13 protein-coding genes are annotated in these 14,184 nt (G+C 63.6%); 4 read left to right on the top strand and 9 right to left on the bottom strand.

The features are described 5' to 3' along the window. Nucleotides 1–5: 5 nt before the first annotated feature. Together AAF358_19165 and AAF358_19170 are read right to left on the bottom strand one after the other, a co-directional pair. A complete protein-coding gene (locus tag AAF358_19165) occupies nt 6–1,520 on the bottom strand; it encodes a sulfotransferase (protein MEM7707681.1) in 1,515 nt (504 codons plus the stop codon). Between the two features lie 40 nt (nt 1,521–1,560). Then, a complete protein-coding gene (locus tag AAF358_19170) occupies nt 1,561–2,538 on the bottom strand; it encodes a malate dehydrogenase (protein ID MEM7707682.1) in 978 nt (325 codons plus the stop codon). Nucleotides 2,539–2,756: 218 nt separating this feature from the next. Here AAF358_19170 and ggt point away from each other — a divergent pair, with 218 nt between their 5' ends. Beyond that, nucleotides 2,757–4,448, top strand: coding sequence for a gamma-glutamyltransferase (gene ggt, locus AAF358_19175; GenBank protein MEM7707683.1), 1,692 nt, complete (start codon nt 2,757–2,759; stop codon nt 4,446–4,448). Between the two features lie 47 nt (nt 4,449–4,495). After that, entirely contained in the window at nt 4,496–5,182 is a 687-nt protein-coding gene (locus tag AAF358_19180) for a hypothetical protein (protein MEM7707684.1), read from the top strand. Nucleotides 5,183–5,195: 13 nt separating this feature from the next. On the opposite strand, the gene AAF358_19185 is transcribed toward AAF358_19180, so the two are convergent. After that, nucleotides 5,196–6,002: an FHA domain-containing protein gene (locus tag AAF358_19185; GenBank protein MEM7707685.1), complete on the bottom strand. Its 807-nt coding sequence runs from the start codon at nt 6,000–6,002 to the stop codon at nt 5,196–5,198. A 143-nt stretch (nt 6,003–6,145) separates the two neighbouring features. Then, the gene (locus AAF358_19190; protein ID MEM7707686.1) at nt 6,146–8,656 is read right to left on the bottom strand and encodes a bifunctional serine/threonine-protein kinase/formylglycine-generating enzyme family protein; all 2,511 of its coding nucleotides are present in this window, start codon (nt 8,654–8,656) and stop codon (nt 6,146–6,148) included. Between the two features lie 152 nt (nt 8,657–8,808). Between AAF358_19190 and AAF358_19195 the strand changes: the two genes are divergently transcribed. Then, a complete protein-coding gene (locus tag AAF358_19195) occupies nt 8,809–9,150 on the top strand; it encodes a DUF3301 domain-containing protein (protein ID MEM7707687.1) in 342 nt (113 codons plus the stop codon). On the opposite strand, the gene AAF358_19200 is transcribed toward AAF358_19195, so the two are convergent. From AAF358_19200 to petA, 5 genes are all read right to left on the bottom strand, one after another. Then, nucleotides 9,143–9,541: a ClpXP protease specificity-enhancing factor gene (locus AAF358_19200; protein ID MEM7707688.1), complete on the bottom strand. Its 399-nt coding sequence runs from the start codon at nt 9,539–9,541 to the stop codon at nt 9,143–9,145. The genes AAF358_19195 and AAF358_19200 overlap by 8 nt on opposite strands. Then, nucleotides 9,538–10,164, bottom strand: coding sequence for a glutathione S-transferase N-terminal domain-containing protein (locus AAF358_19205; GenBank protein MEM7707689.1), 627 nt, complete (start codon nt 10,162–10,164; stop codon nt 9,538–9,540). Before AAF358_19205 ends, AAF358_19200 begins: the two co-directional genes overlap by 4 nt. A 113-nt stretch (nt 10,165–10,277) precedes the next feature. Then, nucleotides 10,278–11,039, bottom strand: coding sequence for a cytochrome c1 (locus tag AAF358_19210; GenBank protein ID MEM7707690.1), 762 nt, complete (start codon nt 11,037–11,039; stop codon nt 10,278–10,280). After that, nucleotides 11,036–12,247, bottom strand: a complete 1,212-nt coding sequence (locus AAF358_19215; protein MEM7707691.1) for a cytochrome bc complex cytochrome b subunit — start codon at nt 12,245–12,247, stop codon at nt 11,036–11,038. The genes AAF358_19210 and AAF358_19215 overlap by 4 nt, the downstream gene beginning before the upstream one ends. Before the next feature lie 32 nt (nt 12,248–12,279). After that, complete coding sequence (gene petA, locus AAF358_19220) at nt 12,280–12,879, bottom strand: ubiquinol-cytochrome c reductase iron-sulfur subunit (GenBank protein ID MEM7707692.1); 600 nt, start codon at nt 12,877–12,879, stop codon at nt 12,280–12,282. Nucleotides 12,880–13,009: 130 nt separating this feature from the next. Between petA and AAF358_19225 the strand changes: the two genes are divergently transcribed. Next, nucleotides 13,010–14,182: a trypsin-like peptidase domain-containing protein gene (locus AAF358_19225; protein MEM7707693.1), complete on the top strand. Its 1,173-nt coding sequence runs from the start codon at nt 13,010–13,012 to the stop codon at nt 14,180–14,182. Nucleotides 14,183–14,184 lie beyond the last annotated feature (2 nt).

Here is a 14,184-nt window from a genome sequence, read left to right on the forward strand (position 1 = left end):
CCAGGTCAGCTCTGCAGCGAAAGCTGCGTCAGCGTCTGCTGGTAGGCGTCGCGAAACGGCTGGAGCCGCTCGGCGTAGGGCGCAGACCGTCCTACTGAACCTTGATGGATCGGCTGGCGGACCTGCAGGTCGCTGCTAGTGAGCACTTCGTTGCGCCGCTCAAAAAAGCGGGCGCACTCATCCGACCACTCAAGCCCAACGGCTTCGAGCAGCTGACGCGCAACAACGTCGAAATCCGCGGTCAGCGCTTCGTAGCGGACGGGCACGATTGCCGACGGACCACAGCGTTCCTGCCACTGCCCCATCAGGTAATCGTGCAGCGCATGCAGTCGCCCGATGTCGTGCAGGTTGAGCAGCAGGTTAGGCAGGGAAAACGCCGCGGTGAACATCGACCACGCCGTGTCCTGCGGGTCGCGCTGCGTGTGGATCACGTGGCCGTTGGGAAACAGCGCGCACGCGGGCCCAACCAGCGAGAAGTTGAACGGCATTTTGTCGACCACGCGCAGCGACCCGGGTACCCCCAGTTCGTGCGCGCGGCGAAGGTAATCTTCGGCCGTCTTTTTGAGCGTATCGGGCGCCAGATCGAACGCGTCCAGCGTCGTGACCGCCGGGTTCGTGGTAGCGCCATCCGCAGCACTCGCCACCTGGGCGGCCGCCAGACGGGCGCTCACCAGGTTGCTCAGAATTCGGCGTTCCCCAACCGAATGCACCTCGGGGTGAGCGTCCAGCACCTGCGCCAGCAGCGTTGAACCGCTGCGCGGCATGCCGACCACAAAAATCGGTGCCGAGCTGGCGTGTTCCCGCTCACGTAGCTCGGCCATCCGCTCGGGCGTAAAGCTGGCCACGTAGTCGGGCGCCATCTCAATCTGGCGCGTCAGGGCCCGAGACTGCCCCGGATCGCGCAGCAGCTCACGAGCCTGCTCAAAGGCGGTAAACGCCTCGTCATGGCGGCCGAGCTGATCGAGACAGCGGGCCTGCGCCACCTTGAGATTGGCATGCTGAACCTTTGTCAGCTCGCCAAAGTCCTGCGCCATCACCTCGAGCCAGTGCGCCGGGTCAGCCTCCGGGTCGCGAGAGAAAAACAGATACACCGAGCTGAGGCGCGGCTCCGCGGCTTGAGCTTTGAGGTAAAGCTCCCGGGCCTGAGCCAGCTCCCCGATCGCGAGCGCCAGGTCGGCCTCCCGCGCGGTGAGCAGCGGTTCATCGGGGTTGGCGGCGCGGAGCGAACTGAGCAGCGAGCGGGCCTCCGCCGGCAGAGCGCTGGCCCGCAGCATGTCCACCACCGCCACGCCGGCCTGCCAGGTGGGAGGCGGCAGTTGCGCAAGCGCCTGCAGGGTATCCCGAGCCCAGGCCGGCTGTTCGATCCGCAGGGCCAGCTGCGCCGCGGCAAACTGGATCGAATACTCCTCCGACGCCGCGGCCTGAAGGTCCTGCATCTGCGCCATGGCGCTGGCAAAGCCACGGGTTTTGAGCGCCGTGTCGATGTTCTCCAGCGCCACCTGAACAGCAGCGGGCGTCATGCGTTACGCGATCCGACGTCGGGACAGTCCGTCGCAGACATCACAGCAGGCCGGCCACCGCTTCACGCTCTTCGCGCAGCTCAGCTTCAGTGGCGTCCATCCGGGAGCGGCTGAACTCGTCGATCTCCAGCCCCTGCACAATCTCGAAGTCGCCGTCGCGGCAGACGCAAGGATAGGAGTAGATGATGCCCTCTTCGATGCCGTAGCTGCCGTCCGCCGGCACCGCCATCGACACCCAGTCACCTTCCGGCGTACCCAGAGCCCAGCTGCGCAAATGGTCGATCGCTGCTGAAGCGGCTGACGCCGCGCTCGAGGCGCCGCGGGCTTTGATGATCGCCGCACCGCGCTGCTGCACTACCGGAATGAAAGTATCCCGATACCAATCCTGGTCCACCATGCCGGCTGCCGCCTGCCCGTCCACCGTCGTATCGCTAATGTCCGGATACTGGGTCGCCGAGTGGTTGCCCCAGATGGTCATGCGGTGGATCTTGCCGTGATGCGTGCCGGTCTTTTCCGCCAGCTGTGCCAGCGCTCGGTTGTGGTCGAGGCGGGTCATGGCGTGGAAGTTGCGCGGGTTGAGATCCGGCGCGGCGGCGCGGGCGATGAGCGCGTTGGTGTTGGCGGGGTTGCCGACGACCAGCACTCGTACGTCGCGGCTGGCGCCTGCGTTGAGCGCCGCACCCTGCGGCCCGAAGATTTTGCCGTTTTCAGCCAGCAGATCCGACCGCTCCATGCCGGGGCCGCGCGGCTTGGCGCCCACCAGCAGCGCAAAGTCGGCACCGGCAAAAGCCTCACCCGCCTCCGCGGTGGCAACCACACCCTCGAGCAGCGGGAACGCGCAGTCGTTGAGCTCCATGACCACGCCGTTCAGCGCGTCCAGCGCCGGCGGGATCTCCAGCAGCTGCAAAATCACCGGCTGATCGGGGCCGAGCATGTCGCCGGCGGCAATGCGAAAACACAGCTGATAGCCAATCTGACCCGCTGCCCCGGTGATGGCAACACGAACCGCCTGTTTCATGATCTTGAGCTCCTGGCAAAAGCCCCATTTTAGCACCGCCCTTCCCTTCTGGGAGTATCTGGCGATAGGTAAAGGGCCGCGATCGCCATGACCGCCACGGGGGGATGCATTATGCTAGCGCTCCATGAAAGGCCACCCGGGTCTCGACCTTGCCCTCCCACGATTCGTTCTCTCAACCCTGGAACCGTTCCAGGACCCGCTCACCGTTCAGCGCCTGGATTCTTTCGCTGGCGCTGCTGACCAGCCTGCTGCCCGGGGGCCACGTGGAGAGCGCTGACCGCGTTTCCGGCTCTCGTTTTGCGACCCGTTCCGAGGTGCTGGCTTTGAACGGCATGGCCGCCACCTCGCAGCCCCTGGCGACCCAGGTGGCGCTCGACGTGCTGAAAGCCGGCGGCAACGCGGTGGACGCAGCCATTGCCGCCAACGCTTTGATGGGACTGGTGGAACCCACCGGTAACGGCATCGGCGGGGACCTGTTTGCGCTCGTCTGGGACGCTGAGTCCAAAGAGCTGATCGGCCTGAACGCCAGCGGTCGCTCCCCTAAAGGCCTGACGCTCAAGTGGTTGCTCGACAACAACTACCGCTCCATCCCGTCGCGCGGGCCGCTGCCCGTTTCCGTTCCCGGCGCGGTGGACGGCTGGTTTATGCTCCATGAGCGCTTCGGAACACGCCCGATGCCAGAGCTGCTGGCCCCGGCAATCCGCTACGCCCGCGAAGGCTTTCCGGTGAGCGAGGTGATCGCCCGAAGCTGGGCCCAGTCGGTCCCGCTGCTGGACGCGTATCCCGGCTTCGTCGAACAGTTCACCATCGATGGCAAAGCACCCCAGACGGGCGAGGTCTGGCGCAATCCACATCTGGCGAAAACGCTGGAGATCATCGCGCGCGAGGGTCGCAACGGGTTTTATGAAGGCCAGGTCGCGAAGACCATGGCCGACTACGTCCAGGAACAGGGCGGCTTTCTGTCGGAAGCCGACCTCGCCGATCACCGCAGCACCTGGGAGACCCCACTCTCCACCAGCTATCGCGGCTATGACGTCTGGGAGCTACCGCCCAGCGGCCAGGGAATCGCCGCGCTGCAGATCCTGAATATTCTGGAGGGCTTTGATATCCGGTCTTTCGGGTTCGGCTCGGTGGATCATCTGCATTACTTCATCGAGGCCAAAAAGCTGGCCTTCGAGGACCGGGCGCGGTTCTATGCCGACCCGGCGTTCTCGTCGGTCCCAGTGAAGGGGTTGCTGTCCAAAGACTATGCGGGCGATCGGCGCGAGTTGATCAAAGCCAGCGAAGCCGGCGACCGCTACCGGGCCGGCAATCCGGTGCTGGAGGCAGGCGACACCATCTACCTGACCACCGCCGATCGACACGGCAATATGGTGTCGCTGATCCAGAGCAACTACCGAGACATGGGGTCGGGCATGACCCCGCCCGGGCTGGGCTTTATCCTGCAGGACCGCGGCGAGCTCTTCAGCCTCGATCCGGAGCACCCCAACGCCTACGCACCCGGCAAGCGGCCGTTTCATACCATCATCCCGGCGTTTATCACGCGCGACGGCAAACCCTGGGTCAGCTTTGGCCTGATGGGCGGGGCGATGCAGCCGCAGGGCCACGCGCAAATTGTCATGAACCTGATCGATTTCGACATGAATCTGCAGGAGGCCGGTGACGCGCCGCGGGTTCGTCATCGAGGTTCGTCGCAGCCCACTGGCGAGCTGCGCCGCGGGTCGGGGGTGGTGAACGTGGAAACCGGTTTCGGCAACGCCGTCATCCGCGGCCTGAAGCGCCGCGGCCACGACGTTCGGTTTGAGGCCGGCATCTTTGGGGGCTACCAGGCGATCGCCAGAGATCCGGACACCGGCGTGTACCGGGGCGCTTCCGAATCGCGCAAAGACGGGCACGCGGCCGGCTACTGATCCGGTTGATGCGAGCGCAACAAAAAACAACAAGAGGGAGACAACCGATGAATCATCAACCACGCGGATGGATGAGCGCAGCTGGAGCCGCGCTTCTCGCCTTGATCCTGGGCATCACCCAGGCCGTTGCGCAGGACAACAGCAAGCTGCTGCGCCGCTCCGATAGCGGTGAACGGATCCGGATTTTAGACGCCGTTTATGGTCAGGACGAACGCATCTGCCGCGCGCTGGATGCCGTCTCGCGGAGCTGCGATCGGCGGGAGAGCTGTGAGGTCACGGCGGACGACCGGCTCTGCGGCAACCCCTACGCCAACGTCCGCAAAGAGCTGTTTGTGGGCTACGACTGCGGCGACGGCCGCCGCTCCATCACGGTGTACGAGGGTGAGGTAGCGCGCATCTACTGCCGAACGGCTAGCGTTGCCGAGGTGGTTGAAGTAGTGGAAGACCCGGTGCCAGTTGACCTGCTGCAGGAGCCACCGCCCAACGCCCAGCGCGGCGCGCTCTACATTGCGGTGGCCGAGTACGGGGCCCGTGATCGGATTTGTGACGCGGCGCCCACCCTCGCCTACTCGTGTGACGGCATGGAGCGCTGCGACGTGCCCGTTGGCAACGACCTATGCGGCGACCCCGCGCGGGGAACGCCGAAGTCGCTATACCTGGCCTACTGGTGTGACGGCGAGCTGTCCGAGCGCGACTACCGCGAGGGGCAAACTGTCAGCCTTCGATGCCGCTAAAGTCTCGCAAACCCTAGATCATCCCGCTGAGCTTGAGTCCCAGCACGGCGGCGGCGATCACCAGCACCGTAATGATCGCCCAGCGGGCTGAGGACGACTTGGCCGGCTCTTCCGGAACGGCCGCGGTCTCGCCGGTGTTCTTTGGTTTGGCCGCGTCCACGCCAGGCATCTGAACGAGCAGCCGGACCATATCGAGCTTCAGCTCATCGCCGGTTTTGAGCTCCGCTTTGGTGACCCGCTCGCCGTTGACGAACGTACCGTTCGACGAATCGAGGTCTTCGACAAACAGCCCGGTGGGTGTGACCAGAATCTTGGCGTGTCGACGGGAAACTTCGTCGTTAGGCAGGCAGATGTCGCAGTCGGAGTGGCGGCCGATCACCTGGTCGGCATGCAGCGGATAGTTCTTGCCAAAGGTGGAGCCTGATACACCGCGCAGCAGGTATTTGGGTATGGCCGCCCGCATCACGGTCTGGCTCGCTTCGTTCTTCGGCTTACGCACCGGCTCGGGCTCCGGCGGCGGTGGGGCGGCCTGCTGCCCTTCAGCCCCGACAACCTGACACTGGATGCTGCCAAACAGCAGCGCGTCACCGGCTTTGATGGGCGTTCGCGCGGCAACCAGCGTGCCGTTGACCCGGGTGATGTTCGTGGCGTCACGCACCCCGATCATCGCTGAACCGTCGGCCACCGTGATCTGGGCGTGGTGGCCAGCAATGCCCTCTTGCTTCAGCACCACCTGGCAATCGTCGTCTGAACCCACCACGTTTTCGCCGGGCTTCAGCTCGACCTGCTCACTTTCACCGTTGGGAAAAACCAGCTTCATTCAGGTCCCCATTCTCATTATCGGGCGTTATTGCCGGCCGATTCTAGCGGATTTGGACGCGCTGCGCAGATCCGCCGATCACAGGCTGGGTGGGCGTCCGGAGACCCGGGAAATGGACTTAACGTTACGGGAAACGCGGGGCCTTAAGGCGAAGCGTCGACGTCTTCCTGTCGGACGACCCGAAAGCCGATGGAGTTATAGCGCTGCGCCGGGTCGTACCCTTTTGCCGCGGTCAGGAACTTGGGCCGCTCGCCGTCGAGCCAGGACGTGCCGACCACGCCGTACTGGCGGCAGGAGCCGCCGCGTTCGCGCAAGCAATCGGCGGTCCACTCCCGAACGTTGCCGTGCAGGTCGTGCAAACCGCCCGCGATGGCGGGAAAGCTCCCGCCGGGGGCGGTATAGGCAAACCCGTCTTCACAGTCCAGCACCTTGCGGCGTCGCAGCTGCGCCACCAGCGTTTGATCCCCCCAGTTAGCGCTGCAGTCGTCGGGGGGTGAGCCCGCGGTTTCCAGCCACTGCTCCACGCTCGGCAGCGCGTACACCCGGCCGGTCTGGTTGCTGAGCCACTGCGCGTAGGCGGTTGCATCTTCCCAGTTCACGCAAACGACCGGATGGTCACCATTCTGTTCAAAGCCGGGCTCCCGCCAGTTGCGTTTACGGCTCGCCCGCATCCAGGACTCGAGGTTGCGGCACGAGGATTCGGCAAGGTCGTAACCGGTGGCGGCCACAAACTGCTCAAACTCATCGACGGTGATCTCGCGTACCGCCATGGTGACGTCGTCAGCCACCAGCATCTCCGGGCCCTCGCCACCGTCGAGCAGCTCGTCGCGCTCCATGTACGGGCCTTCCGGCTCCGGCGGCAGGGCGAGGCGTGCCAGCGCGTCCTCGATCGTTGCGTCCTCCGGTTTGAACAGCGCCGCCGAGCGATACTGGCTGGCCGCACGGCTGCGGTCGCCAACCCTTTCGGCCTCAACAGCGCGCGCGATGGTCTGCTCATAGCCGTACTCCTCGACGCTGTCCAGGGCCTCGGCAACGCTGTCGGTCAGCGTAATCTGCCGCGCGACCTGCCTGGCCCGCTTGCCCAGCGTCACGGCGCTCTGATACCGGCCTCGGTCGACGGCCCGCCGCGCCAGCCTCACATAGCGCCGAATGATCTGCTCCATGCCGGCCTGCGCGACATCGTTGTCGGGATCCAGCGACAGCGCCGACTGAAACAGGTCAAACGCGTTGTCGTCAGCCGGCGTGGTGAGGCGGTTGGCCGCCAGCGCGGCACTCGCGTCATCCAGCAGCGACTGCAGCCTGGCCCGACCCTGCGGGGTGTTCAGCAGGCTTTCAACCAGCAGCGCTTCGTCCGACTCATCGAGGTCCACCAGCACCGGCTCATCGGGCTGCGTAGAGTCCACCGTTGGCAAAGCGGGCAGGCGTTCTTCCGGTTCGGCCATGGGCGTCTCGTCGGCGCTGTCGTCCACGGGAGCGGCGGCGCCAGCATCGTTGGACGGCGCGGTTGAGTCAGGCTCTTCGGAGGGTTCGGCGACCGCCAGCACCGCTTCATCATCGGCCGCCTCGTTGGGCTCGTCAGAGCCGGCGAAGAACACAGCCAGCCCGAGTAAAACGACACCGACCGCCAGCCCTCCAAGGGCTGCCGGAGGCAGGCGCTGCAGCTTGCCTCGTACCCAGGCGGTACCCCGGCGGGCGGCGGGACCGATACCGGACAGCCAGTCGCCCGGCCCTTTGCCGAGGGCCAGGCCCACCCAACGCAGCCGCCCCGATTTGTTCGGCGAAATCTTCGGAATCGGCAGCGGCGTGGTGACGGCCAGATCCGGCTTTTGCTGGTCCCGGCGGCGCCCGTCGCCGGTGGTTTTCTTGAGGAAACCCTCCAGCACCGCGGAGACTTCTTTCATGCTCGCGTAGCGGTCGTCCTGGGACTTGGCCATACAGCGGGCGATCAGCTCCTGCCAGCGCAGGAAGCGCGGCGGGAGCTTCGGCACCGGCTCATAAACATGGGCGTAGGCAACCGCAAAACTGTCGTCACCCTCGTAGGGCGGCTTCCCGGACAGCGCCTCATAGATCACGGCACCGAGGCTGTAGATATCCGAGCGGGCATCCACCTGCCGGCCTCGCGCCTGCTCCGGGCTCATGTAATAGCTCGTGCCCATGCTCAGACCCGTGGCCGTCATGCGCGAGGCTTCGCTGACCACCGTGGCGATCCCGAAGTCCGTCAGCACCGGCTGATCGGCCGCGTCGAACATCACGTTGCCAGGTGTTACGTCACGATGAACAAAACCCCGTTCGTGAGCGTGACCCAGCGCGCTGCAGATCGGCAGCAGGATACGCAGGAGCTCACGCTCCGGCATCCCGTCAGGAACACGCTGCTCCAGGTCACCGCCTGGCAGCAGCCGCATCGAGAAATAGTGCAGCCGGTCGGGCGTTACGCCAACGTCATGAATCGAAACGATGTTGGGATGGTTGAGTTCAGCGATGGTTCGGGCTTCGCCGACAAACCGGTCGGCGAAGGTTCGGTCAGCCGCCAGGGCCGGCGACATCACCTTCAGCGCAACCTCCCGCTGTAGCGAGTCCTGCACGGCGAGATAGACCGTCGCCATGCCACCCGTTCCCAGCGTTTTCTTCAGCGTATATCCGGGGATTTGAACCATGACGCCCGCAAAAAGTAATCGTTGATGGCGCCCTTAATGGACCGCTGGCATCGCCAGGGGTTCGCTAGCTTCCGTGGATAGGCGCTCTAGTCTGGTATTGTCACCAGTAATCCCCTGAATTCTAGCGCATCCACGAAGAGGATTTTACGCCCTTGGACACACTCACCCCGGCGCTGCTGCTTTTCCTTGGCGCGCTAGCCTATCTGTGGTTTGACGCAGTGCGGGCGCGCGAAGCGGCGGTGGCCGCCTGCCGGGACGCCTGCAGCCAGGTTCAGGTGCAATTTCTCGACCAAACCGTGCGGCTCAGCGGGCTTAAGCTGGCCCGGGCGCCCTCGGGCAGCCTCAGCCTGCGGCGGCACTTTCGGTTCGAGTTCAGTGAGCAGGGTTCGGACCGTCAGCCCGGGATGGTGATCCTGCTGGCCGGTCAGCCCACGCAGGTGATTTTGGACGGCGCCGCCAGCGGCCGGCTCGTCATTCCGATGGGGTCTATTTGATGACCTTGAGGTGACTCTTCCCGCCGTTGGGATCGTCGGTATCGTCTTTGCCGTCTGCGGTCTCAGTGAGCGAGCTGTCCGCCTCGTCGGCCGCAAACATCATGCCGTGGCCGTTTTCTTTGGCGTAAACGGCCAGGACCGCCGAGACCGGCAGATACACGTTGCGAGCGGCGCCGGAAAAGCGCGCGGAGAAGGTTACGGCGTCGTTGCCGAGCACCATATCCTGCACGGCGTGAGGCGCCATGTTGAGCACAATCCGGCCGTCCTTGATGCCTTGCGGCGGCACGTCAACACCGTCCACCGTCACGTCAGCCAGCAGATAGGGCGTCAGGTCGGAGTCGACGATCCAGTCGTAAAGGGCTCGGATCAGGTACGGGCGGGATGAGATCATCCGCGCATCTGGAGCTCTTCTTCTGACAAGCTGGCGCGGAACGAGGGGCGTTCGAACAGCTGCTCGGCGTATTTTTTCACCGATGCGGCCTGGCGCGGCAGCTTGATGCCGAAATGCTCCAGGCGCCAAAGCAGCGGCGCCACGGCGCAGTCGACCAAGGTCAGCTCGTCGTGCAGGAAAAAGGTAGCGGCTTTGAATACGTCGTTGGACGTGACAAGGGCTTCGGTCAGATGCTTGCGCGCCGACTCGTGTTTGCGCCGATCGCTGGCTTCGAGCTTCGCCGCCAGCGTGTACCAGTCTTTCATCAAACGATGCATGGCGAGACGCAGCCGAGCGCGCGACACCGGGTCCACCGGCATCAGCGGCGGATGCGGGTAGCGCTCGTCGAGGTATTCGGTGATGACCCCCGCGTCGTACAGCACGAGATCGCGGTCGAGCAGGGTGGGAATGGTCTGGTAGGGGTTGAGGTCGATCAGGTCTTCGGGCGGCTGAGCCGGGTCGACGTCGACCACCTCAACGTTGATGCCCTTCTCGGCCCGCACGCAGCGCACGCGGTGGCTCTGCAGTGACGTTGGTGAAGAAAACAGCGCCATCACCGAGCGGCCTCGGGCCGCAACTGACACATTCATTATTCTTTTCATCCCCTCGTTTGTGCCGCCGGCGATGCCTGCGCGGCGATGTAGGTAGCCTGCTTAACCGGCGCCGGCCTTGCCGACCCTGATTGTGGCGGTAACCTTTACTTGACGTCTTTCCAGAATTCCTTCTTGAGCAAGTATGCTACGAAAGTGAAGAGCGCCAGGTACAGTAGAACCCAGATGCCAAGCGACTCCCGCTGCAGCTTGGCCGGCTCACCGAGATACTCCAGGTAAGACACCAGATCGAGCATCGTTTGATCGAATTCCTCTTCGGTCATCGTACCTTCTGTGACCTGCTCAAAGCCAACCAGCTTCGTCTCTTCCACGCCTTCGTCATTTTCATGCGTCTCGTAGACAGCTTTCCGGACACCCTGCATTTCCCAAAACACGTTGGGCATGTTGGCGTTCGGGTATGCCTTGTTGTTCCAGCCAATCGGCCGTGACGGGTCGATATAGAACTGGCGCAGGTAGGTGTAGAGCCAATCCACGCCGCGAGACCGCGAGACCACCGAAAGATCGGGGGCCTTGGCACCCAGCCACACTTCCTGGTCGACCGGATCCATGGCTGACAGCATCACGTCCCCGACCTTAGCGTCGCTGAAGATCAGATTCTCTTCGATCTGCTCTTCGGTCAAGTCGAGGTCTTCGCCGAGGCGGCTGTAGCGCATGTACTGCGAGCCGTGGCAGCCCTGGCAGTAGTTGACGAACAGCTTCGCGCCGCGCTGCAGAGACGCAACGTTGCCGATGTCGGTCTGCGCATGGTCAAGCTCAGCGTTCCCGGCGGCCATGACGGCGCTGGCGGCGGCCAGGGCCAGCAGGGCGCTGCAAAGCAGCACCCGGCCGTTCACAAACGTACGGATCATGACGTAACCCTCTCCGGTACCGGCTTGGTTTCACCCATGGTGGTCCACCAGGGCATCAGCAGGAAGAACGCGAAGTAGTAAAAGGTGAAGGTCCGCGCCAGGATAGTCTGCAGCGTGCTGCCCGTTTGAGCGCCAAGCCAGCCCAGCCACACAAACGAAACGGCGAAGATCGCGTACAGCACCTTCGTCAGCATCGGACGATAGCGGATGGAGCGGACGGGGCTGCGATCCAGCCACGGCACCGCAAATAGAATCATCACCGCCCCGCCCATGACGAGCACACCCATCAGCTTGTCGGGAATGGCCCGGAGCATCGCGTAGTAGGGCGTGAAGTACCAGACCGGTTTGATGTGCTCCGGCGTGACCAGCGGGTTGGCCGGCACAAAGTTATCGTGCTCCAGGAACCAGCCGCCCATCTCGGGCGCAAAGAAGATGATGAAGGCGAACAGCAGCAGGAAGAAACCCACGCCCACCAGATCTTTCACGGTGTAGTACGGGTGGAAGGCGATGCCGTCGAGCGGCTTGCCGTTCTCGTCTTTGTTCTTCTTGATGTCGATCCCGTCGGGGTTGTTGGAACCCACTTCGTGCAGCGCCAGGATGTGCAGGGCGATCAGCGCGATCAGCGCCAGCGGCAGTGCCACGACGTGAAGCGCGAAGAACCGGTTTAGCGTCGCGTCAGAGACCAGGTAGTCACCTCGGATCCACTCAGCCAGCCCCTCACCGATAAACGGTATCGCGCCAAACAGCGAGATGATCACCTGCGCACCCCAGTAGGACATCTGGCCCCAGGGCAGGACGTAACCCATGAAGGCTTCGGCCATCAGCAACAGGAAAATCGTGACCCCGAAGACCCAGATCAACTCACGGGGCTTCTGGTAGGAGCCGTAGATTAGGCCGCGGAACATGTGGAGATAAACCACCACAAAGAACAGCGAGGCGCCGGTGGAGTGCATGTAGCGCACCAGCCAGCCCCAGGGCACATCACGCATGATGTACTCAACCGAAGCGAAAGCTTCCGCAGCGCTGGTTTTGTAGTGCATGGTCAGCCAAATGCCGGTCATCAGCTGATTAACCAGCACCAGCAGCGCCAGAGAGCCGAAGTAGTACCAGATGTTGAAATTTTTCGGCGCCCAGTACTGCCCCAGGTGTTTGTTCCAGGCGTCGACGACCGGCAGACGCTGGTCGACCCAGCTCAGGCCGCCGCTCAGGGCTCGAGCGACCGGTCCATTTGCTTCTTTCATTACGCGGCTCCTTCAGGGTTCACGCCGATCAGCAGGCGTGATGAATCAAGATAGGTATGAGGCGGTACCTTGAGATTCGCCGGCGCCGGAACGCCAGAGAAAACCCGACCCGCCAGATCAAAGCGGCTGTTGTGGCACGGGCAGAAAAAGCCGCCCTTCCAATCTGAATCGAAAGGCTGCGCGGTCATCTCGGGGATGAACTTCGGTGAGCAGCCAAGGTGGGTGCAGATCCCCACCAGCACGAGCATCTCCGGCTTGACGGAGCGGTACTCGTTGTTGGCGTACTCAGGCTGCTGGTCTTCGTTTTCTGAATCCGGATCCTGGAGCCGTTCGCGGACCTGCGGCAGTCCGTCCAGCATGGTCTTGGTGCGGTTCACAATCCACACCGGCTGCCCGCGCCATTCAACCTGCAGCATCTGGCCCGGCTCAAGCTTGTCGACGACAACCTCAACCGGCGCGCCCGCAGCTTTTGCCTTCGCGCTGGGCTCCCACATTTTGATGAACGGAACAGCAGCGCCCGCGGCCCCAATGCCGCCGACCACCACCATGGTGCCCGTCAGGAACTTACGTCGGTCCTGACTCACGTCTTCGTTAGACATGTTTTCTCCAGAAAATCGGGTAAAAAAAAGGGAAGCGCCAGCATCCCAACCGCCAATTGTAGCGACTCAAGACAGCTCAAGTCCACGCTATTAAAACGATTTAAGAGTCAATTTCGCGTAAAATCCCCCTATGGGTACTGCGGCAAAACTCTCACTTTTCTTCGGAAAAGCCGTCATTGTGGGTCTCGCGTTCGCCGCGGTGGCCATCCTGACCCGGCAATACGTGCTGGAGCCCCCTTTGGATGACTCCTCCACGGCAGCGGCAAACCCGCCGACAATCCGCTCTTTTTCCGAAGCGGTGACCATCGCCGCACCGGCTGTGGTCAACGTCTACGTCGACCGTATACAGCTCAGAGCCCGCCAGTCTTTGGTACCCCGCGATCCCCAATTTCGGCGCTTTGCGGGCGGAACTTTACTTTCCACCCAGCTCATTAATCGTCAGGTGCTCGGCTCCGGCGTCATCCTGCGCGAGGACGGCATCATCGTGACCAACTTTCACGTGGTGTTTGAGGCCGACAATATCAACGTGGCGCTGTGGGACGGGCGCGTGACGCAGGCTCGGGTCATCGGCGTGGATGAAGAAACCGATCTGGCGCTGCTCAAGGTGGATTACGACAACCTCCCGACCCTCCAAGCGCCCGATCAGCCCCTGCTGGTGGGCGACGTGGTGCTCGCGATCGGCAATCCGCTGGGCCTGGGCAAAACCGTCACCATGGGGATTGTCAGCGCCACCGGCCGGTCGGATCTGAAGGTGAGCCTCTATGAGACGCTGATCCAGACCGACGCGGCGATCAACGAAGGCAACTCGGGCGGCGCGTTGATCAATCCTGATGGAGACATCGTCGGCATCAACACGGCGGTCGGAACATTACGCAATAGCAACCCCAACGAAGAACCCCAGAACGCCGAGGGAATCAGCTTTGCGATTCCGATTGAGACCGTCATGTCCGTGGCCAACACGCTGATCGAAGACGGTGTGATCGTGCGCGGCTGGCTGGGAACGGTGCTGAGCGACAGCGGCAATCGCGCCGCGCGGCGGGCGGCAGGGCAGCCGGGCGTGACGGTTGTCGGCGTCTATCAGGGTGAACCGGCTGAGGCGGCGGGCCTGCAGGCGGGCGACTACATCACCCGCATGGACGGCCAGCCGGTGAGCGACCGCGTCACCGCCTACCGGCTGATTGCCAACACCCTACCGGGCACCCGCATGTCCATCGAATATTGGCGCGACGGCCAGCAGATTGTCAGCGAAGCCGACATCGTGCTCCGCACGCCCGCGACCAACCAGCTGCCGCCGTCGGGTTGACC

Source organism: Pseudomonadota bacterium (assembly GCA_039033415.1).
Taxonomy (GTDB): Bacteria; Pseudomonadota; Gammaproteobacteria; order Xanthomonadales; family SZUA-38; genus JANQOZ01.

Coding starts and splice junctions, on each gene's coding strand:
- AAF358_19225 (MEM7707693.1), top strand. CDS start 13,010: ATGGGTACTGCGGCAAAACTCTCACTTTTCTTCGGAAAAGCCGTCATT.
- AAF358_19190 (MEM7707686.1), bottom strand. CDS start 8,656: ATGGTTCAAATCCCCGGATATACGCTGAAGAAAACGCTGGGAACGGGT.
- AAF358_19170 (MEM7707682.1), bottom strand. CDS start 2,538: ATGAAACAGGCGGTTCGTGTTGCCATCACCGGGGCAGCGGGTCAGATT.
- AAF358_19210 (MEM7707690.1), bottom strand. CDS start 11,039: ATGATCCGTACGTTTGTGAACGGCCGGGTGCTGCTTTGCAGCGCCCTG.
- AAF358_19165 (MEM7707681.1), bottom strand. CDS start 1,520: ATGACGCCCGCTGCTGTTCAGGTGGCGCTGGAGAACATCGACACGGCG.
- AAF358_19180 (MEM7707684.1), top strand. CDS start 4,496: ATGAATCATCAACCACGCGGATGGATGAGCGCAGCTGGAGCCGCGCTT.
- AAF358_19200 (MEM7707688.1), bottom strand. CDS start 9,541: ATGATCTCATCCCGCCCGTACCTGATCCGAGCCCTTTACGACTGGATC.
- petA (MEM7707692.1), bottom strand. CDS start 12,879: ATGTCTAACGAAGACGTGAGTCAGGACCGACGTAAGTTCCTGACGGGC.
- AAF358_19185 (MEM7707685.1), bottom strand. CDS start 6,002: ATGAAGCTGGTTTTTCCCAACGGTGAAAGTGAGCAGGTCGAGCTGAAG.